The organism is Alcanivorax quisquiliarum (assembly GCF_023051175.1).
GTDB lineage: Bacteria > Pseudomonadota > Gammaproteobacteria > Pseudomonadales > Alcanivoracaceae > Isoalcanivorax > Isoalcanivorax quisquiliarum.
In genome coordinates, this window is record NZ_JALKII010000006.1 from 183,977 (window position 1) to 204,549 (window position 20,573).

Sequence of the window (20,573 nt, forward strand, 5' to 3'; positions counted from 1 at the left end):
ACTCCGCGCCACCAGCGCTTACCGCGTTACGCCAGCGCACGCCGAACATTGTCTACAATTGGCCTCGGCCAGCGGTGCTGCGCGATAGCCGCGCAAAGCCCGGCATTCCTTTCCTGCTGAATGCACCAAGTGATCTGCCGCTCTCAAGGCACACCACAGTGTTTACATATGTAGCCCCACTTGACAGGCGCAGCGCAGGGGCAGACCATCCTGCGCACACACTTTGCCATTACACCGGACGTAAACTTGAGCCAAGCTGCTATTTGGCGCCTGGCGCCACCACTCTGGAGCTATATCATATTGATATGCCAACCCCCTCGTCAGGCCCTGCCGGCACCTGCCGCAGAGCGGGTTGCAGCACTGCATCGGATGCACGCCAGCGAGCGCAAGGTGAGTTGCCGGCAATACGTATCCATGAGCTTTTTTGAATCCGTAGGTGCCCGCTATGCTTCTTGACCCCACACCCCAGGCGCCTTCCACCTGGGTCGATCTACTTCGCCACGGTGAGCCGGAGGGCGGCGTTATCTATCGCGGGCATCGCGATGATCCGCTGACCGAGCGCGGCTGGCGACAGATGCACGATGCAATCGGCGCCGACGAAGAGTGGGACGCCGTACTGACGTCTCCGTTGCTGCGTTGCCACGCTTTTGCCGAAGCACTTGCCAGCGAGCGCGGCTGGCCACTGTATCAGGACGCCGATTTGCGCGAGCTGAATTTCGGTGATTGGGAAGGCTGCACCGCCGAGCAGATCAAAGTGCGCGATGGCAAACGCCTGGCCGAATTCTGGGCAGGCGACGAGGATTATCCCGCACCCGGCGGCGAAACCCTCGCCAGCTTTCAACAGCGTGTCGCCAGCGCCTGGGCCTATTGGATCGACCGCCTGCAAGGCCAGCGCATCCTGCTGGTTTGTCACTCGGGGGTAATTCGTATGGTGATGGCCGAGATCCTCGGTATTTCCGCAGCGCGCAGTGTCGCCAACGTGCAGGTGCCGTATGCATCACGCAGCCGTATCCGCGTTGATGATACCGATCACGGCCTGTTTTCCTGCCTGGTGGCGCATGGCTTTCGGCCGGGGCAATTGCAGCTCGACGCCGCCTGATGATCGCCGGCGGCCACCCGGCCGCCGGCTCGTCTGGTAGACTGGCCAGTTCGTTGCGCTGGCTGTGTCAAACCAATGAGCCCGGATACCACCGCCCAGAATAAAAGCATGACCCATTTCGATCAGCATCAGGAAGTCTGGCTGTTCGGTTATGGATCACTTATTTTTCGCCCGGACTTTCCTTTTCTGGCGCGCCGGCCGGCCTGCATCACTGGCTGGGCCCGGCGTTTCTGGCAAGGCTCGCACGATCATCGCGGCACTCTTGAACGGCCAGGCCGTGTGGTCACGCTGGTGCCCCAGGCGGGCACTCGCTGCCTGGGCATGGCATTTCTGGTGACGCCGGAAGTTTTTGCGCATCTGGATTTTCGCGAAAAAAACGGCTATCTGCGCTTTCGCACACCTCTGACATTCGACGACGGCGATACCTGCGAGGGGCTGGTGTATATCGCCACTGAGGATAATGCAGCCTTTCTCGGCCCGGCACCGGAAGCTGCCATCGCGCGTCATATCGCCAGTGCCGCCGGGCCCTCGGGGCCGAACAGCGAATATCTGCTGCGGCTTGCCGAAGCGTTACGCGAGCTGGGTGCGGAAGACGAGCATGTGTTTGCAATCGAACACCATCTGTTGCGGGCCAGCACGGAGGATGTCGATGGACGTGGAAAGGATTCTGTGGCGTCGTCTTGATGGCCCCGGCCACGATACTTGCCGCCTGGTACGGCTGGCGGCTGGAAGGCGCAGCGGTATTTCATCATGAAAGTGGCGCTGCGGCGTGTGCCTCCTATGTCGCCCGAGTGTGACGCGACGTGGCGAACCCGAAGGGCCCTGGGTCGGCGCCGATCAGCTGGATTTGCGGGTATGCCGCAAGGCGGCGCGGCTGCACCCGCTTCAGTTTCCCGTCTCGCTATGCCGCTTCGTTCGCCATGCCTGCATGGCTTAACTGGCAATTCTCTTCAGGGCAGCCATGCATAAAAAAAGAGGCGGGATTGCTCCCGCCTCTTTCATTACACCAGTGCTGTGTTCGCTCAGATATTCTCGAACTGGCCCATGGTGTTGTCTTTACCACCGGCTTTCAGCGCGGCATCACCAGCGAAGTACTCTTTGTGATCGTCGCCGATGTTGGAGCCGGCCATGTCCTGGTGCTTCACGGTCGCGATACCCTCGCGGATTTCGCGGCGCTGAACACCAGCAACGTATGCCAGCATACCCTCGTCGCCGAAGTAGCCTTTCGCCAGGTTGTCGGTAGACAGCGCAGCGGTGTGGTAGGTCGGCAGCGTGATCAGGTGGTGGAAGATACCTGCCTGAGCAGAGGCTTCACGCTGGAAGTTTGCGGTCCACTCGTCAGCCACTTTGGCCAGTTCGCTGTCGTCGTAATCCGCGCTCATCAGGCGGTCACGATCGTACGCCGAAACGTCCTTGCCTTCCTGCTGCCATGCGTCGAATACCTGCTGGCGGAAGTTCAGCGTCCAGTTGAAGGACGGGCTGTTGTTGTACACCAGCTTGGCGTTCGGCACTACTTCACGGATGCGATCAACCATGCCTTTGATCTGGCCAATGTGCGGCTTCTCGGTTTCGATCCACAGCAGGTCAGCACCGTTTTGCAGGCTGGTGATGCAGTCCAGCACAACACGGTCAACGCCAGTATTTTCCTTGAAGCAGAACAGGCCGGATGCCAGACGCTTCACTTTCTTCAGCTTGCCATCTGCCTTGATGACCACGTCACCGTTGGCGATCTGGTCGGCGCTGTCGATGTACTCGCCATCCAGGAAGCTGTTGTACTTGTCGCCAATATCGCCCGGCTCATTGGTCACGGCGATTTGCTTGGTCAGGCCAGCACCCAGGGAGTCGGTACGGGCAACGATGACGCCGTCGTCCACGCCCAGCTCCAGGAACGCGTAGCGAACAGCGTTGATCTTGGCAATGAAGTCGTCGTGCGGAACGGTCACTTTACCGTCCTGGTGGCCACACTGCTTCTCGTCGGCAACCTGGTTCTCGATCTGGATACAGCACGCACCCGCTTCGATCATTTTCTTGGCCAGCAGGTAGGTGGCTTCCACGTTACCGAAACCGGCGTCGATGTCGGCAATGATCGGCACCACGTGGGTTTCGAAGTTGTCGATCTTGTTGATGATCTCGGCTTCTGCCTTGCTGTCGCCCTTGGCGCGCGCTTCGTCGAGGTCGCGGAACAGGTGGTTCAGCTCCCACGCATCAGCCTGCTTGAGGAAGGTGTACAGCTCGCGAATCAGGTCGGCAACGACTGTTTTCTCGTGCATGGACTGATCCGGCAGCGGGCCGAACTCGGAACGCAGAGCGGCGACCATCCAGCCGGACAGGTACAGGTAGCGGCGCTTGGTACTGCCGAAGTGCTTCTTGATGGAGATCATCTTCTGCTGGCCGATGAAACCGTGCCAGCAACCCAGCGACTGCGTGTACTGGGAAGTATCTTTGTCGTACGCCGCCATGTCTTCGCGCATGATCTTCGCGTTGTACTTGGCGATGTCCAGGTGCGTCGTGAAACGATTCTGGAGACGCATACGCGCTGCGGATTCCGGGTTGATGGCATTCCAGGTCGAAAAACCTTTCACCGCGGAAGCAACGGCATCGATCTCCTTGGAGTATTGAGACATGGGGTCGGGTCCTTTACGTTGACACGTTCATGGGCGGATAACGGCGGCCCTGAGATGACGCCGACGAGGCCACTGGCGGCGCGATATCCCACGCTGGCCAGTGGCAGTGCTGCGCATTCTACGGCCCGCGCGCACATAAAAGAAATTAATATACTTTATGTTCGCTATTCAGCGCATGAATAATGGTACCCTGAGCGCCAGAATCCGCCCCTTACATCCATTTTCAGATCATCGCACTAGCCTATCCCGACCGCGAAAGGATACATTGCGTATATCCCCTTACTGCGGAGGCTCCATGACCACATCCATGCACCGGGCGCAGGCCCAGGCAGCCCGGCTGGCCCGGTGGCCCCAACGTCGACTGGCTCATATCCCTGGCGATTACGGCGCCCCTGTGATCGGCCACACACTGGCCTTCTTGCGAGATTTCGGCGGCCTGATGACACGCCGCGCTGCGCAATACGGGCCTGTTTTTCGCAGCAATATCCTGTTTCAGCGTACTGTTACCTTGCTAGGGCCGGAGGCCAACGAGTTCCTGCTGCGCGACACCGAACATATGCTTTCCAGCCGTGCCGCCTGGAGCCCAGTGCTGGATCGGCTGTTCACCGATGGCCTGATGCTGCGAGATTTTGCCGATCACAAGTTCCATCGGCGCATCATGCAGCAGGCGTTCAAGAAGCCAGCGCTGGCCGGTTATATGGAGCGCATGAACCCGCATATCGCTCAGGCGCTGCCCAACTGGCCCACGGGGCGCTCGTTCCGTTTCCTGGATCAGGTCAAGGCGTTGCTGCTGGATGTGGGCGCCGAGATATTTCTGGGCCTGGAGATGGGGCCGGAGACAGCGCGGGTCAATCAGGCATTCGTCGATGAGGTAGATGCCTCGCTGGCGCTGCTGCGCTTGCCCATCCCCGGCACCAAATGGCACCGGGGCCTGCGGGCGCGCCGTTATCTTGAGCGCTTCATTACCGAGCTGATCGCCACCCGGCGCAAGGGCGGCACGGATTTTTTCTCCGAGCTGTGCCGCGCTGCGGCCGAGGATGCCGATGCGCAACTGACCGACACAGATGTGATGAATCACATCATTTTCCTGCTGTTCGCCGCGCACGACACCACCACCAGCACCCTGTGCTCGATCATTTATGCACTGGCCCAGCACCCCCAATGGCAAGCACGCCTGCGGGCCGAATTCCAGAGCCTGGGCACGGACACCATTACCCACGCGGATCTGGAGCGCCTGCCACAAGCCTCCTGGGTATTTCGCGAGGCGCTGCGCATGCACCCGCCGCTGCCCACCATCCCCCGGCGCACCGTGGCCGAAACCTCGTGGCAGGGCTACCGGCTGCCGGCCAACACGCATGTGCATATAGTGCCGCTGCACACGCACTATATGCCGGAATACTGGAGCGAGCCGCACCGCTTTGACCCGGAGCGGTTCAGCCCCGAGCGCGCCGAGGACAAACAGCACCCATTCCTGTGGGTGCCGTTCGGCGGCGGTCACCACAAGTGCATCGGCCTGCACTTTGCGGCACTGCAAAGCACCACCTTCCTGTTCCACTTCCTGCGCCGCTTCGAGGTGAGCGTGCCGGCTGGCTACCGGATGCCGGCCCTGCAAGTGCCGCTTGCCATGCCGGGTGACGGGCTGCCGGTCACGCTCCGCGCTCTGTAAGGCGTTTTACGTTCTTTTTACCTGCCCGGGCAGGCCGTCCCGCGCAAGGCTGGGGCGGCCGTCATCGGCCCTGCTATACTGCCGGCATTATTTCCGTTCAACCCGTGCAACAGGGCCTCGTTTCCGATGAAGTATGCAATCCTGCCGGTGACGCAGTTCCAGCAGAACTGTTCTTTCCTGATCTGTGAAGACACAGGCAAGCTGGCGATCTGTGATCCGGGCGGCGATATTGCCCGTATCGAAAGCGCACTCGCCGAGCTGGGCGGCGAGCCGGAGAAAATTCTTGTTACCCACGGGCATATCGACCATGCCGGTGCCGTGGCCGAGCTGGCCGAGAAGCTGGCTATCCCCATCGAAGGCCCGCACGAGGACGACAGTTTCTGGCTCGATATGCTACCGCAGCAATCGCAGATGTTCGGCTTTCCGCCGGCGCGCAGCTTTGCGCCGGATCGCTGGCTGGCCCATGGCGATACCGTGACGGTGGGCAATACGACGCTGCAAGTGTTGCACTGCCCCGGCCACACACCCGGCCATGTGGTGTTCTATCAGCCCGAGGCACAACTTGCCGTGGTGGGTGATGTGCTGTTTGCCGGCTCCATCGGCCGTACGGATTTTCCTCGGGGTGACCATGCTGCACTGGTCAGCTCGATCCGCGAGCGCCTGTTCCCGCTGGGCGACGGCATCGCGTTCATTCCCGGCCATGGCCCGATGTCGGACTTTGGCACGGAGCGCCGCACCAACCCCTTCGTGAGCGATCACCGTGGCTGACGCACTGTACACGTTCTTCAACGACTATATTCCGCAGCACAACTTTTTGCGGCTGCTGATGACCATTATCAGCATTGCCGTGATTCTGATGGCCGCCAGTGTGATGCGCCGCCTCGCGCGCCGCTTTGGCCGCCGGCAGAATTACGGGCCGGGGCGGATTTTTCAGGTAGTGGTGGTGATCAACATTATTGCCACCCTGTTCGGCCTGCTGGTACTCGGCGCTATCTGGGGCTTTACCGGGCAAGGTTTTCTGGTGGTGGCTTCATCACTGTTCGCTGTGGTGGGCATCGCGCTGTTTGCGGTGTGGTCGATCCTCAGCAACGTTACCGCCGCTTTCATTCTGTTCTTCAGCGCGCCGTTTCGTGTCGGTGATCGCATTCGCGTGCTCGATGGCGATAACACCGTGACAGGCCGCGTGCGTCACATCGGGCTCATTCATCTCACGCTGGAGGATGGCGATGATCATCAGTACACGCTGCCCAACAACGTGCTACTACAGCGCACCGTTATCCGGCTTGCCCCCACCAAGGAGCTTCCATGCGACAGAAAACACGTTCGCTGATCCCCCTCACGCTGCTTACGCTGCTGTGCCTCGGCCTTGCAGCTTGCACCAGCAATGGCGCAGCCCCGCAAGACAGCGCCGGCGGCCAGGCGCCAGCCTGCCTGATGCAGCCGGATGCCGGCATGTGCCGCGCCGCCTTTACCCGCTACTATTTCGATGAAGCCAGCGGCAGCTGCCGCAGCTTTATCTGGGGTGGCTGCGGCGGCAGTGTGCCGTTCGAAACCATGCAGGACTGCCAGCAAGCCTGCAATGCGCCGGCGTCGGATGCCGCGCCGGTGGCCCCCTTCCAGCAAAGCCTTTCGTTCTGAATCCAACGGTGACCCAGGGAGCAAGGCCCATGCAGCAAGCAAACGATAGTGCCCTCAAAGACCAGAACAATATGGTCAAGATCGTCTATGTGCTTTATCTGGTATCGCTGGTGGTCGGCATCACCTCGATCGTCGGCGTCATTCTCGCCCACGTCTATCATGGTAACGCCGCCACCCTGCAACGTAGCCATTTTCAGTACCAGTACCGCACATTCTGGATCGGCCTGGTTTATGCGCTCATCTGCTTGCTGCTGGCGTTCATCGGCATCGGCTTTTTGCTGATGCTGGCGCTGGCCGTCTGGATGATCGTGCGCTGTGCCAAAGGGCTGATGGCGATCAGTAATGGCCAGCCCGTCGCCAACCCCACTACCTGGCTCTGGTAGGATGCGCAGCCCTGCCGGCCAGGGCTGCCACAAATCTGTCACATCCGGGCGTCATCATGAGGCCCGGTTGCCTTGGAGTCCCCGCATGAAAATCCTCGTTCGCCTCGCCTTCATCACTTCTCTCGGCTGGCTGCTCGCTGCATGCCAGAGCGATTCTGTATTGCGCCTTTACGAAGGCCCCGAGCTTCCTGACTCGGCACTGCTGACGGTACGCGCCCCGGAGCAACTTGAACTCCTTGCCATCAACGGCCAGCACTTGAGCCAAGGCAGCACCTTGTTTTCCTCCGGCCAGGAACTCAAACTCACACCGGGCGAATACCGGATCGAGGCGTATTACAAGGAGCTGTGGACCACGAACGTGGACTCCCATTACACCTACCGCTCCGACCCGGTGACCTTCACCGTGGATGGCGAGGCTGGCGAGATTTATCTGCTGGCCTATGAAACACCTGCCAACGCAGCGGAAGCGGAGCGTCTTGCTGAAGATTTTTCCGGCTGGTCGGAAAACATCGCTACCGGCGAGCGCCGCGCTACCACGGGCAGCAATCTGCAACGCCCGACCCTGCTGGGCACTCTGACCAGCGGCTCGGCAACGCCCTCACCGGCACCAGCGACCGCCATCGCGCCCGCTGGCAGCAGCACGCCGCCCCGTGCGCCCGTTGCCGTGAGCGACAATGAAAGCGGTGCTGAAAGCGGCTATCTGGATATGCTGAAAGCCTACTGGTCGCAGGCGAATAGCGACGAACGGCGCGCATTTTTGCGCTGGATCGCGGAGTAACAGGCGATGCCCGGTAGCCATGCGCTCGAACAGAACCCGGAGCAGGCGCCGCCAGCGCCAAGCAGGGTGGCTGGCGAGTGATCGTTCCCGCGCCGCGGGCGCTGTAAATGGCCGGCTGTGCGGGCCGTCTCGGCACAAAACGGTGACCGGAGCACGACGCTCTCGGCCAGTTTCACCCACCACCGGCCGCGGGCGGCATCTCGCCCTGCAAGGTCAGCACCAGCTCGCGCGGGCCGCCGTGATCGCGATGCTCGCACAGATAAAGGCCCTGCCAGGTGCCCAGCGCCAACCGGCCATCCGTGACGGGCACCGTTACCGAAGCACCGATCAGCACGCTCTTGATATGGGCCGGCATATCATCCGGCCCTTCGTCGGTGTGCACATAATGTGGCACGCCCTGCGGCACCATTATGTTGAAGTGCCGCTCAAGATCACCGCGCACATCCGGGTCGGCGTTTTCGTTGATCGCCAGCGACGCCGACGTGTGTCGGATGAACACATGCAACAACCCGATACGGCACCCGGCCAGCGCTGGCAATGCCGCCAGCACCTCGCCAGTGATCAGATGGAACCCACGGGAACGTGGCGTAAGCCGTATCGTTCGCTGCACCCAGGCCATGTGCGCGCTCCTGCCTCAATTCACCTGATTGGTCGGCGCACCGGCCTGCCAGGCGTGAATATTGGCAACCACCCCGTTCAGCAGACGCTGCCGCGCATCCACGCTGATCCAGGCGTTGTGCGGCGTGATGATCAGGTTCGGCACGTCTCCGGCCAGCAGCGGATGATCCAGCGGCGGCGGCTCCACCGACAGCACATCCAGCGCAGCACCTGCGATCTCACCCTGAAGCAGTGCTTCGCGCAGTGCGTCTTCATCCACCAGCCCGCCGCGGGCGGTGTTCACCAGCAAGGCATTGGGTTTCATGGCCCGCAGTGCGTCGCGGCCAATCATGCCTCGCGTTTCTTCCGTAAGCGGGCAATGCAGCGAAACCACATCGGCTTCCGCCAGCAGTTGTGTCATCGGTACTCGGCCCGGCTCGGCGCCACGCCGGCCTTCCGCGATCAGCAGCGACATGCCGAACGCTTCCGCCAGCCGTGCCACATCCTGCCCCAAGGTGCCGTAGCCGATAATGCCCAGTTTCTTGCCTGCCAGCTCCATCACCGGGCGATGCATCAGGCAGAACATCGGCGAACGGCTCCATTCGCCCGCTTTGACATCCTGATCGTACTCGTGCCAGCGGGTGGCGAGGCCCAGGATCAGCGCCAGGGTGTGCTGGGCCACGCTCGGGCCGGCGTAGTCACCCACGTTGCACACGGGAATGCCCCGCTCCCGCGCCGCCGCCAGATCAACATTATTTGTGCCGGTTGCGCACACGCAGATCAGTTTCAGCGCCTTCGCTTCGCGAATGGTGGCGGCATCCAGCACCACCTTGTTGCTCACCACCACCGCTGCGCCAGCGATACGCGCCGCCACCTCTTCCGGCTGCGTCTGCGCAAACAGTTGCCACTCGGGCAAGCTGCCCTCCAGACTGGTAAAATCCAGCTCCTCCGGCCGCATGGTGCCGGTATCCAGGAACACGCCTTGCATGAGCTACTCCGAATTCAGATTTGTGCCGCCGTCTCGTCTTGATGCCTGGTTGAACGAACTGCATCTGGGCCAGGCGGATGATATGCCACGGATTGCTGTGAGTGCTTGCCTCACCGGGCAGGCAGTACGTTACGACGGCGGTGATCGTTTTCACGGCACCGTGGCACGGGTGCTCCGGCGCTGGGTGCGTTTGCAGGAATACTGCCCCGAGGTTGCCATTGGCCTGGGCGTGCCCCGGCCGCCAATTCAGTTGACGGATACTGCGGATGGCCTGCGTGTGCTCGGCACCACCGACGTCAGCAAGGATTATACCCATGCGCTGCGGGGTTTTGCCGACACAGTGCCCGATTCCATCTGCGGCGCGGTATTGAAGGCCCGTTCACCGAGCTGTGGTGTCGGCGATACGCCGATAACACCCGCATCGGCATCGACATCGGCAACGCGCACTGCGCTGGCCTCCGGCGCCTTCGCCCATCGCCTGCGTGAACGGCTGCCGCTGCTGCCGATGATCAGCGAAACGCAACTGGCGCGGGCGGCCGATGTGGAAGGCTTTGTGCTGAAAGTATATTGCTACCGCCAGCACAAGCGTTGGGGCAACGGCACCTGGCTTGACGATGCACTGGCGCACATCGATGCCTGGCCGGCGACGGTGCGCCTGCCGCTGGCTGATTATCTCACTCGGCTGAGGGGATGATTTCCAGCGCGTGTTCCGCCACCGCCTGCTGCAATACCGGATACAGCGTCAGGAATACCTCTTCCAGTTCGGCGTAATGCTGATCCACTTCCTCGATGATGCCGGTAAAGCGATTGGCAAAACGGATACGGGCGGCAATGCGATCCAGCGCCAACCCGATATTGCCCAGATCACCGTACTGGCTGAACCAGTCGTGCTGTGCCATGCGCCGGGTTATCAGACGCATCGGGGCGGGCATCAATATCGCGCCCTCACGCAGCCAGCGATAATCACGGTGAATTTCCGCCGAGAGCGGCGTTGCATAAATCCGATCCCAATGGCGGACCAGAAAATGATCGAATACCACATCCAATGCCACCCCGGCGAAGCGTCGCCGCTCGGGTGAGAACAGCCGCCGGCTTTCGATCACCAGCGGGTGCTCATCGGTAACACGATCCACTAGCCGGTGATTCAGCAATCCCTGCCGCACCGCAGGCGGCAACTGTTCCTCGCGCACCCCGCGCATGAAATCGCCCATCAGGTTGCCCACTTTCGAGGCCACCGTCGGTTGTGCCAATACGAGGTGCGCGAAGTAGTTCATTCTTCCAGGTAGGTGTAGCCGGCCAGCCCTTCGCGAATATCCGTCATGAAGGTCTGCCGTTCCGCATCACTGAGCGCAGCCCGCTGGCAGTGGGCCGCCAGTGTTTCCAGCAACGCTTCCGGTTCGTAGTTGACGTAACGCAATACGGAGCTGACGGTATCGCCCTGAATCGCTTCATCAAGGTGAATATTGCCATCGGCATCGATATCCACATCCACCGCATCGGTATCGCCGAAAAGGTTGTGCATGTCGCCGAGGATTTCCTGATAAGCACCGACCATGAAAATGCCCAGCTCATCGCCGGCGTTTTCCGGCAACGGCAATGTATTTTCCAGCCCCTCGCCATCCACATACTGATCGATACGGCCATCGGAATCACAGGTGATGTCCTGCACCACGGCTCGTGCGGTGAGCGGATTCTGCAAGCCCGACAACGGCAGGATCGGGAAAATCTGCCCGATGCCCCACACATCCGGCACCGACTGGAATACCGAAAAATTCACGAACAGCTTATCGGCCAGAATTTCGCTCAGCTCGTCACGCAGTGCTCGCTGATGCTTGCGTTGCGGATCAAGCTGCGCACGAATGGCAAGCAAGCAATTGATATAGAGCTTTTCGGCCGTTGCACGCTCCGTCAGTGACATTTCGCCCAGCAGAAAACGCTGTTGCACATCCTGCCAGGCGGCCAGCACATCCTGGTGCGTCTCCAGCAGATAAGTGCGCGGGCCACGCAGCGTCTGCTGCAATTGCCACAAGGTGGCAACTTCTTCTGCCGCATCACCGCTCGGTGGCGCTACGTTCACTTCTCGCAGCTGCTCACGGTCGATGATATTGACCAGCAATACCGCATGGTGCGCAGTCAATGCGCGGCCTGATTCACTGATGATATCCGGTTGCGGCAGCTCGGCTCGATCGGAGAATTCACGCACGGTTTGCACGATATGCCAGGCATAATCCGCCAGCCCGTAGTTCATCGAGCAGGCCGAGCGCGAGCGCGTGCCTTCGTAATCGACACCCAGCCCGCCGCCCACATCGAGCGTATCCACCGGCGCACCCAATGCGCGCAGCTCTTGATAATAGCGCGCCGCTTCGCGCATACCGGCTTTGATGTCTTGCAGGTTGGCAACCTGCGAGCCGAGATGAAAATGCAGCATCCGCACGCTTGCCAGATAGCCGGCTTCACGACAGCGCTCTACCGCTTCCACCAGCTGCGAGGCCGACAGCCCGAATTTGGATTTTTCACCACCGGTATTTTGCCAGTTGCCCTTGCCGATCGACATCAGCCGCACCCGCAGCCCCAGCCGTGGCGTCACGCCCAGCGCTTTGGCTTCCGCCAGGATCAGCGGCAGCTCGGAAAGTTTTTCCACCACGATGTGAACACGAAAACCGAGCTTCTCGCCCATCAGTGCCAGGCGTACATACTCGCGATCCTTGTAGCCATTGCAGACAATGGTATTGCCCGCCTCGCCCGAGTGCGCCAGCACCGCCAGCAGCTCGGGCTTGGAACCGGCCTCCAGCCCGACGCGCTCGCCCAGCTCTCGCGCACGCAGGATCTCGTGCACCACACGACGCTGCTGATTTACCTTGATGGGGTAAACCGGAATATACCCGCCCTGATACCCCTGCGCGGCAATCGCCTCACGAAAGGCGCCCGCCAGCATCTGCACGCGATGGCGCAAGATGCCGTCGAACCGCACCAGCACCGGCGAACGCAGCCCGGCCTCCCGGCAAGCGCGCAGCACATCATCCAGCCGTGCCGTGCCGGCGGCAACGCTGCCATTGGGGCTCACCGTCACATGGCCATCGCCATCAACACCGAAATAACCTTCTCCCCAACGCTCTACATTGTAGATCGCTGCGGCCGTTACCACTGGATTTTGCGGGGAAACTGTCATGGGCCCTCCTGCACACGCCGGCGATTATCCCAGACCCCCCTGCCCGGCCCAAGCTCTTTCAGCGAAAGCCGTGTTTTTTACAGTCTGGCGCAGCCTCGCCGCCGCTGCGGTTGAGCCGGCTTTCCGGCCTGCCACGAACGAGCTGCCAGCCGGCAGCCACTGCGGCAGTCCGCCCGGCCGGCAACAGCACGCCGGGGTGGCGGCAAGCAGCGTTAAAGCAGGCTGCTTACACCGGCGGGAACCCATGGCATTAGCGCTGCCCTGGCCCTAGAATGGCGGCTCTTTCCCGCCCCACGCATAAGGTGCCTCATGTCTTCAGGAAACTGGTTTATCGAACATTTCGACAGTGCCGGCACGGCCTTTGGCCTGCGCCTGAAAAACAAGCTGGAGGAGGTACAAACGCCTTACCAGCATATCGAGATGTGGGAAACCGACACCTTCGGCTATCTGATGACCATTGATGGTTGCACCATGGTCACCAGCCGCGACAATTTTCTTTATCACGAGATGATGTCGCACCCGGCGCTGTTCAGCCATGCCGACCCGAAGCGCGTGGTCATTATCGGCGGCGGCGATTGCGGCACGCTGCGCGAAGTGCTGCGCCATCCCGGTGTCGAGCAGGCGACGCAGATTGATATTGATGAAATGGTCACGCGCATGTCGGAAAAGTATTTCCCCGAGCTGTGCGAATCCAACAGCGACCCGCGTGCCGAGCTGCTGTTTATCGACGGCGTGAAATGGATGCGCGAATGCGAGCCGGGCAGCATTGATGTGATTATCGTCGATTCCACCGACCCGGTCGGCCCGGCAGAGGGCCTGTTCAAAGCGGACTTTTTCCGCGATTGCCATCGGGTGCTGCGTGAGGGAGGCATCATTGTGCAACAAAGCGAATCGCCGCTGCTGCACAGCGATACCATCATCCGCGATCTGCATGTGAACATGCGGGAAGCCGGCTTCACCAGCACGCAGACGCTGCCTTTTCCGCAGCCCTGCTATCCCAGCGGCTGGTGGAGCTGCACCATGGCGGGCAAAGGCCGTGACGTCACCGGTTTCCGTGAAGCAGATGCGGCGGCCAAGCCATTTGAAACGCTTTACTACACGGCGGATATCCATCGCGGCGCGCTCGTTTTGCCGCCGTTCATGAAAAAAGCCCTCGCCTGATTTACCCGCTGGCGCCGCCACCATGGCCTGACGCCAGCACTGCTTCCTGTTACAAAACCGCCAACGATAGCCAAGCGCCGACGGCCGCTGGCGGTAATTCTTCAAAGCAGATCGCCAGCCCTTCAAGCGCTGCTCTCGCCGCCAAGGAGATGTTCGCTCCGTCTCTCTGGCCTGCGCTTGCACCCGCCACGCACAGCCGACCACCACTCTGATGGCAGTTTTTCAAGGCAAACCGGCAAGCCTTGAACCGCTGACGTCGCGGCCACGGGGTGCCCGGCGCGACGCGCCTGGTGCCGCTGCTTGCCAGCCAGCGGATGCTCTCTCTCCCGCCTACGCTTGCGGCTTGCGCCTGCCCCCGATGACTCTCGACAACGCTCGCTTGCTTGGCCTGATCGCACCGGAAAGGGGTCGTGCCGGCCATGCCATTGTCCAATGTAACAGTTAAATTGGCCTGATACGCCCAGCCCGGTTGTTAGCCCGGTGATAGCATGGCGGCTCGAGGGTACAGGGCGCGCCTCGGGTACGATCTGGCCAGGCAGGCGCTTTAACTGGCGCCTTGCCGGATGCAACGCACAGGCGAATGCCTCGCTTGTCTGTCGCCGGTGTGTCTACAATTTGTCTGTGCCAGCCGCTGTTCGCTGGCCGGCATCAATACTGAGAGAGTGCAGCTTATGTCCACCGAACATTTTGATGTGCTGATCCTTGGCGCGGGCCTTTCCGGTATCGGCGCGGCGTGCCACCTGACACGCGAATGCCCCGGCAAGAGCTACGCCATTCTGGAAGGCCGCGATGCCATTGGTGGTACCTGGGATCTGTTCCGTTATCCCGGCATTCGCTCCGACTCGGACATGTATACTCTGGGTTATTCGTTCAAACCATGGACGAACCCCAAGGTCATCGCCGATGGCCCCTCCATCCGCGACTACATCAACGAAACCGCCGACGAGTACAACGTGCGCCCGAACATCCGGTTCGGCCATCACATTCTCGGCGCCAACTGGTGCAGCGAAACCGCACGCTGGACGGTGCAGACACGCCGCACCAGCGACGACGAGCTGGTGGAATTCAGCGCCGGTTTTGTCATCGCCTGCACCGGCTATTACAAGTACGCGAACGGTTACACGCCGGAGTTTCCCGGCCGCGAACAGTTCAAGGGCCAGATCATTCACCCGCAGCTGTGGCCGGAAGATCTGGATTACACCGGCAAGCGCGTGGTGATTATCGGCTCGGGGGCCACAGCGGTAACGCTGGTGCCGTCGATGACCGACAAAGCAGCGCACGTCACCATGCTGCAACGCTCGCCCAGCTATGTCGCCACGGTGCCGCTGGAAGACCCCATCTCCGTGCAGCTGCGCCGCTTCCTGCCGGAGAAACTGGTTTACCGGTTGGCTCGCACGCGCAACGTCGCATTGCAGATGCTGGTCTACCGCTTGTCCAAATCCCGCCCCGGCATGATGCGCCGCCTGCTGCTCAAACAAGTGCAGTGGCAACTGGGCAAGGATTACGACATGTCGCACTTTTCGCCCAGTTACAACCCATGGGATGAGCGCCTGTGCGCAGTGCCCAACGGTGATCTGTTCAAGGTGCTGAAAAAGGGCAAGGCATCGGTGGTGACGGATCAGATCGAGACGTTCAACGAAACCGGTATCAAGCTGAAATCCGGCCAGCAACTGGATGCCGATATCATCATCACGGCCACCGGGCTGGAGCTGGAATTGTTGGGCGGTGCGGAAATCCGTGTGGACGACAAGCCGTTCGATCTCAGCCAGGCCACTGCCTACAAAGCGCTGATGCTGAGCGACCTGCCCAACGCCGCCATGATCTTCGGCTATACCAATGCGTCCTGGACGCTGAAAGCGGACATCAGCTGCGAGTATATTTGCCGACTGCTCAAGCACATGGACGAGACCGGCACGCGCATCTGCGTTCCGCGAGCGCCCGGCGATCTTGTCGAACGGCCATTCCTTGATATGCAATCCGGCTATGTGCAGCGTGCCCAGCACAAGTTCCCGAAACAGGGCGACCGGGCGCCGTGGAAGCTGAAGCAGAACTACGCCTTCGATCTGGCGATGCTGCGTTACAGCAAGCTCAATGACGGCTCGGTGGAATTCACCAACCCCAAACCCGTGGCCAAACCGGCCGCCAAGGCATCTGCCAAGCCGTCTGCCAAAAAAGCACCGGCCAAAGCGAAGGCAGCGAAAAAGAATGCCGCCGCCAAGGGCACCACAGGAAAAGCCAAAGGTGCGACGCAAGCGTCGGCCTGACAGCTCTGAATGCAGCTCAAACCGTTATAGCTCTGTATGAATAAGCCGCCCTCGGGCGGCTTTCTTCTTTATCGCTTCTGGCAGTTTTTCCTCACTTTCCCGCTCGCTCTGCCGGCACGCCCGGCACCGCTTTTCAGCCTGCCGCTGCCAGGCACGCCGCAACCAGATCAGCCTGCCAGCACCTGCTGGCGCAACCAGCGTAGCGCCGGATCGTCTTCCTGATCCCGATGCCAATACAAGTACAGCGATAACGGCGGCAATCTGACCGGCAGCTCCTTCACCACGACATTCGGCGGTGGCAACTGCTCGGCCAACATGCTCGGCAAAGTCAGCAGCAGATCGGTGGACGCGACGGTGGCCATGGCGGACTGGTGGTGCTGGCAGCGCAGCGCAATCTGCCGGTGGTAGCCTGCCTGTGCGAGCCCGAAATCCTCCAGCCCCGGCCCGCGCCGACGGGATGACACCAGCACATGGCGGGCGGCCAGATAGCGCTCCAGCGTCAGCGGCCTGGCGGCCAGCGGATGACTGTCTCGCATCATCACCACCAACGGCACATCCATCAGGTGCGTCTGGTTGATGTCTGCATCCACGGGCAAGTGCACGTCGATGGCCAGATCCAGCCGCCCGGCAGCAAGCGTCGAGGCCAATTCGCGGCGGCCAATAGTCAGCGATTGCACATCCACGCCCGGCGCCTGCGCCACCAGTGTGCGCATCAGTGCCGGCAACACACACGCCTCCAGCCCACTGCGCAGCGCCAGCACAAAGGTGCGGCGCGCCTGGCCCGGCTCGAAGCCGCCCACGCCTGCCAGGCAGCCTTGCAGGCCATGCAGCGCCTCGCGCACCGGCGTGATCAGCTCGCGTGCACGGGGCGTGGGCACCATGTCGCGGCCACGCCGGATAAATAATGGATCACCCAGTCGCTCCCGCAAGCGGGCCAGCGCGTGGCTGACCGCCGGCTGGCTCAGGCTCAACAGGTTGGCCGCTCGGGTAATCGAACTCTCGCGATAGATCGCTTCGAACACCACAAACAGGTTAAGGTCGATGGACCCGATATTCAGGTTTCTCATTTGCTGGTGCGCGCACTATTCATGACATTGATCGGCAAAGGTTTTCACAGACGCGGGCGCAGGGCAATCGCTGCGGCTGGCTAGCCGGCGCTGGCCGCCGCGCCACCGATGAAATATCGTGACAATCGCTCAATTGGGGGAACAGAAAACCTATGCCACATCATGTATTGATCACCGGCGGCGCCTCCGGGCTTGGCCGGGCCTTGGCGGAACGCTACCTGCGCAGCGGCGCGCATGTGCTCATTGCCGATCGCAATGCCACAGGCGGCGAAGCAACCTGCCACGCATTGCAGCCCTTGGCCAGCCGCTACGGCGGCAGTGTGCACTTTCACCTGGCCGATATATGCCGTGATGAAGATTGGCACGCGCTGCGCGCCTGGTGCCAGGCACGCTGGCAAGGGCTGGATGTGCTGATCAACAACGCTGGCGTGGCGGCGGGCGGGCGAATCGAAAAACTGCCGATGGATGACTGGGACTGGATCATCGAGATCAATCTCAAGGGCATGATCCGTGGCCTGCGCGAATTCGTTCCTCTGCTGAAACAGCAGGGCCACGGCCAGATCATCAATATCGCCTCGCTGGCGGCGATCGCCAATGCGCCCGTAATGAGCTCCTACAACGTCACCAAATCTGCCGTGGTATCGCTCTCGGAAACACTGCGGCACGAGCTGGGCGCCTACGGCATTGCCGTCTCGGTGGCCTGCCCGAGTTTTTTCCAGACCAACCTCGCGGACTCGCTGCGCTCGCCGGAGCCCGGCCTTGAACAAAGCGTGCGCAAGCTGCTGGCCAGTGGCAAGCTCGATGCCGCTCAGGTGGCCGACTATATTTTCCGGGCAGCGGCCAGAAAACATTTTCTCATTTTTCCGCACCGCGAAGGCCGCTGGCTCTGGCGCCTGAAAAAATTCGCGCCGCTGGTGTATAACCGAACGCTGGGCAATATGGGGCGCAGCGTGCGCCGCAAACTCGATCACACCGACCACGCCGCCTGACAAGGAGCATCCCAAATGGCAAAAATCATTCTGATTACCGGCGCCAGCTCAGGGCTGGGCGAAGGCATGGCGCGAGAGTTTGCCGCGCGCGGTTACGATCTTGCGCTCTGTGCACGCCGCGTAGAGCGACTGGCAGCGCTACGAGAAGAACTGCTTGAGCGGCACCCTGGCCGCCGCATCGAAACGCGTTCTCTGGATGTGCTGGATTACGAGCAGGTGTTCGAGGTCTTCCGTGCGTTTCGCGACGATTTTGGCAAGCTTGATCGGGTGATCATCAACGCCGGCATGGGCAAGGGCCAGCCGTTGGGCACAGGCTTCTTCTGGGCAAACCGGCAGACAGCCGAAACCAACTTTGTGGCGGCGCTGGCACAAGCAGAAGCGGCCATGGAAATTTTTCGTGCACAGGGCAACGGTCATCTGGTGATGATTTCCTCCATGAGCGCCATGCGCGGCATGCCGAAAAATCTGACGACCTATGCCGCAACCAAAGCAGGCGTGGCGACGCTGGCAGAAGGCTTGCGCTCGGAGCTGCTGGGCACGCCCATCAAGGTAACCACGCTGTTCCCCGGTTATATCCGCTCGGAGATCAACGAAAAAGTAAAAAACACACCGTTTATGGTCGGCACCGAGGAAGGCTGCCGTGCGCTGGTCAAGGCTATCGAGAAACAGCCCGCCAGCGCTTGCGTACCTACTTGGCCGTGGGTGCTGATCGGTGTCCTGATGCGCAACCTGCCGCTTTCCATCGTCAAGAAAATGAGCTGAGCGGGCACGGCATTGGCAGTAAAAAAGACTCATCGTCGATTTCGGGTGAGCCATTTCCGAAATCCGTGAAAGCACCAATGAATGCTCCAAAACACCGATTTTTTTACTCCCCTCTCCCCTTGTGGGAGAGGGGTTGGGGGAGAGGGAGCGACGAACTTTCAGCTGTCACGACACCCACTACATGCTTCACTATTTTCACTTATCTTCAGTAGAAGTTTCCATAAAAATTACACAGTCAAAAGATACCAAGCGTTAGCCAGTTTCGTTCCAGATCAAGTACCGAGTATATATTTCTTGCCATAATCTCCCCCTCTCCCCAGCCCCTCTCCCACCAGGGGAGAGGGGCTAAAAAAATTCATCGTCGATTTCCGTGGAGGCATTTCTGATATCCGTGAAAGCACCAATAGCTTGTCAAGAATACCGATCTTTTTTCTCCCCTCTTCCGTGGTGGGACAAGCGAAGCGCAGAACAGCCGTAGGCTGGCCCGAAGGGTGAGCGAATCAGTTTTTTTCTACCCTCGCTCGCAAGGGAATAGGGGCAAAAAAAACCCCGGCAGGTGCCGGGGTGGGGAGGGTCAACAAAACCTAGAATGAAAATCTGACGCCAGCTTCGATGGCAAACTCGGAGGCGTCGAACAAGCGGCTTACGCCGGCGAACAGGCCGATCTGGTCGGCGACGTAAAAGACGCCCTGTGCACCCAGAAACGTTTCATCAAAATCACTGGCATTGATATGACGCAGAAAAGCACGGGCTTCGAGCTTTTCCGACAGCATCATTCGTGCACCGCCCTCAAGCTGGATGCCGGTTTCGGAATCGCTGCCGCCCATGGTGCCAAACGGCGTGTGCACTTCCACCTTGATCTTGGCGCGTGCCAGGCCCAGTTCGCCATACACATCAAGGTTGTTTTCCAACGCAAAGCGCATGCCCCCACGCACGCTGAGGATTTCCTGGCTCATGCCGCCGTCCTTCAGCTCATCAAAGCCTGCGGCCAGATAAAAATCATCGTTCAGCTGGAAGGAACCCCGCACCAGGAAACCGTCGAAATCGCCGTCGCCGGTCAGCATCTGGTAGCCTGCCTCGGCATTGCTGTAGCTGATCTCTGCTGCCTGAGCTACCTGTGACGTAGCAGCCAAGCTGGCTGCCAACAGGAGCCCGGCGCCCAAACCCGTAATTTTTTTCAAAGCTTGCTCCTTGCCTGTAGTGGTGAGCGAGAGCTGCGCCCACGCAACGATACCGGAAAAGCTGCCTGCTCGTTACGGCAGGTGCATTTCTCAACTCGGGAAACCGTGACAGGGTAATGGCACGAGCGATTTTCACCCATCCCCCAAACGAGCCGCCCCGGTGGCGGTGTGGAACGCAGCGCAGAACTCAGCGTAGAGCCCGGCGCA

The 20,573-nt window shown here is 60.7% G+C and carries 20 protein-coding genes; 13 read left to right on the forward strand and 7 right to left on the reverse strand.

Annotated features, from left to right (window positions below; all coding sequences use genetic code 11):
• Nucleotides 1–445: 445 nt before the first annotated feature.
• Nucleotides 446–1,099, forward strand: coding sequence for a histidine phosphatase family protein (locus MU846_RS10370; RefSeq protein ID WP_246952413.1), 654 nt, complete (start codon nt 446–448; stop codon nt 1,097–1,099).
• A 75-nt stretch (nt 1,100–1,174) separates the two neighbouring features.
• Nucleotides 1,175–1,783, forward strand: coding sequence for a gamma-glutamylcyclotransferase (locus MU846_RS10375; protein ID WP_246952416.1), 609 nt, complete (start codon nt 1,175–1,177; stop codon nt 1,781–1,783).
• Nucleotides 1,784–2,121: 338 nt separating this feature from the next.
• Here the strand turns inward: MU846_RS10375 and MU846_RS10380 are convergent, their stop codons facing one another.
• Nucleotides 2,122–3,723 carry an isocitrate lyase gene (locus tag MU846_RS10380; protein WP_246952418.1) on the reverse strand — a complete coding sequence of 534 codons (1,602 nt, stop codon included), beginning with the start codon at nt 3,721–3,723 and terminating at the stop codon, nt 2,122–2,124.
• Between the two features lie 295 nt (nt 3,724–4,018).
• Here MU846_RS10380 and MU846_RS10385 point away from each other — a divergent pair, with 295 nt between their 5' ends.
• The 6 genes from MU846_RS10385 (at nt 4,019) to MU846_RS10410 (ending at nt 8,188) form a co-directional block, all read left to right on the forward strand.
• Complete coding sequence (locus tag MU846_RS10385) at nt 4,019–5,389, forward strand: cytochrome P450 (RefSeq protein WP_246952420.1); 1,371 nt, start codon at nt 4,019–4,021, stop codon at nt 5,387–5,389.
• A 126-nt stretch (nt 5,390–5,515) separates the two neighbouring features.
• Nucleotides 5,516–6,157 (forward strand): MBL fold metallo-hydrolase, encoded by a 642-nt coding sequence (locus MU846_RS10390; RefSeq protein ID WP_246952422.1) that lies wholly within the window; start codon nt 5,516–5,518, stop codon nt 6,155–6,157.
• Complete coding sequence (locus MU846_RS10395) at nt 6,150–6,719, forward strand: mechanosensitive ion channel domain-containing protein (RefSeq protein WP_246952424.1); 570 nt, start codon at nt 6,150–6,152, stop codon at nt 6,717–6,719. The genes MU846_RS10390 and MU846_RS10395 overlap by 8 nt, the downstream gene beginning before the upstream one ends.
• Nucleotides 6,695–7,027, forward strand: a complete 333-nt coding sequence (locus tag MU846_RS10400) for a BPTI/Kunitz domain-containing protein (protein WP_246952427.1) — start codon at nt 6,695–6,697, stop codon at nt 7,025–7,027. Before MU846_RS10395 ends, MU846_RS10400 begins: the two co-directional genes overlap by 25 nt.
• Nucleotides 7,028–7,056: 29 nt before the next feature.
• Nucleotides 7,057–7,410: a DUF4870 family protein gene (locus MU846_RS10405; protein ID WP_246952428.1), complete on the forward strand. Its 354-nt coding sequence runs from the start codon at nt 7,057–7,059 to the stop codon at nt 7,408–7,410.
• 85 nt (nt 7,411–7,495) lie between these two features.
• On the forward strand, nt 7,496–8,188 hold the full coding sequence (locus MU846_RS10410; RefSeq protein ID WP_246952430.1) for a DUF2057 family protein: 693 nt from the start codon (nt 7,496–7,498) through the stop codon (nt 8,186–8,188).
• A 172-nt stretch (nt 8,189–8,360) separates the two neighbouring features.
• Here the strand turns inward: MU846_RS10410 and MU846_RS10415 are convergent, their stop codons facing one another.
• A complete protein-coding gene (locus MU846_RS10415) occupies nt 8,361–8,807 on the reverse strand; it encodes a secondary thiamine-phosphate synthase enzyme YjbQ (protein ID WP_246952433.1) in 447 nt (148 codons plus the stop codon).
• 15 nt (nt 8,808–8,822) lie between these two features.
• The gene (locus MU846_RS10420) at nt 8,823–9,773 is read right to left on the reverse strand and encodes a 2-hydroxyacid dehydrogenase (protein ID WP_246952435.1); all 951 of its coding nucleotides are present in this window, start codon (nt 9,771–9,773) and stop codon (nt 8,823–8,825) included.
• On the opposite strand from MU846_RS10420, the gene MU846_RS10425 reads away from it, so the two are divergent.
• Nucleotides 9,772–10,467, forward strand: coding sequence for a 2-thiouracil desulfurase family protein (locus MU846_RS10425; protein WP_246952437.1), 696 nt, complete (start codon nt 9,772–9,774; stop codon nt 10,465–10,467). The genes MU846_RS10420 and MU846_RS10425 overlap by 2 nt on opposite strands.
• Here MU846_RS10425 and MU846_RS10430 read toward each other — a convergent pair.
• Complete coding sequence (locus MU846_RS10430) at nt 10,448–11,047, reverse strand: acyl carrier protein phosphodiesterase (protein ID WP_246952439.1); 600 nt, start codon at nt 11,045–11,047, stop codon at nt 10,448–10,450. The two genes, MU846_RS10425 and MU846_RS10430, sit on opposite strands and share 20 nt — an antisense overlap.
• Nucleotides 11,044–12,942, reverse strand: a complete 1,899-nt coding sequence (speA, locus tag MU846_RS10435; RefSeq protein WP_246952441.1) for a biosynthetic arginine decarboxylase — start codon at nt 12,940–12,942, stop codon at nt 11,044–11,046. Before speA ends, MU846_RS10430 begins: the two co-directional genes overlap by 4 nt.
• Nucleotides 12,943–13,251: 309 nt before the next feature.
• Here speA and speE point away from each other — a divergent pair, with 309 nt between their 5' ends.
• Both speE and MU846_RS10445 read left to right on the forward strand, forming a co-directional pair.
• Entirely contained in the window at nt 13,252–14,103 is an 852-nt protein-coding gene (speE, locus tag MU846_RS10440; RefSeq protein WP_246952442.1) for a polyamine aminopropyltransferase, read from the forward strand.
• Between the two features lie 671 nt (nt 14,104–14,774).
• Entirely contained in the window at nt 14,775–16,367 is a 1,593-nt protein-coding gene (locus tag MU846_RS10445; protein WP_246952444.1) for a flavin-containing monooxygenase, read from the forward strand.
• A 167-nt stretch (nt 16,368–16,534) separates the two neighbouring features.
• Here the strand turns inward: MU846_RS10445 and MU846_RS10450 are convergent, their stop codons facing one another.
• Nucleotides 16,535–17,434 carry a LysR family transcriptional regulator gene (locus tag MU846_RS10450; protein ID WP_246952446.1) on the reverse strand — a complete coding sequence of 300 codons (900 nt, stop codon included), beginning with the start codon at nt 17,432–17,434 and terminating at the stop codon, nt 16,535–16,537.
• A gap of 152 nt (nt 17,435–17,586) precedes the next feature.
• Between MU846_RS10450 and MU846_RS10455 the strand changes: the two genes are divergently transcribed.
• The gene (locus MU846_RS10455; RefSeq protein ID WP_246952448.1) at nt 17,587–18,423 is read left to right on the forward strand and encodes an SDR family oxidoreductase; all 837 of its coding nucleotides are present in this window, start codon (nt 17,587–17,589) and stop codon (nt 18,421–18,423) included.
• Nucleotides 18,424–18,438: 15 nt separating this feature from the next.
• Nucleotides 18,439–19,185 (forward strand): SDR family oxidoreductase, encoded by a 747-nt coding sequence (locus MU846_RS10460; protein ID WP_246952451.1) that lies wholly within the window; start codon nt 18,439–18,441, stop codon nt 19,183–19,185.
• A 584-nt stretch (nt 19,186–19,769) separates the two neighbouring features.
• Here MU846_RS10460 and MU846_RS10465 read toward each other — a convergent pair.
• Nucleotides 19,770–20,366, reverse strand: coding sequence for an outer membrane protein (locus MU846_RS10465; protein WP_246952453.1), 597 nt, complete (start codon nt 20,364–20,366; stop codon nt 19,770–19,772).
• Nucleotides 20,367–20,573 lie beyond the last annotated feature (207 nt).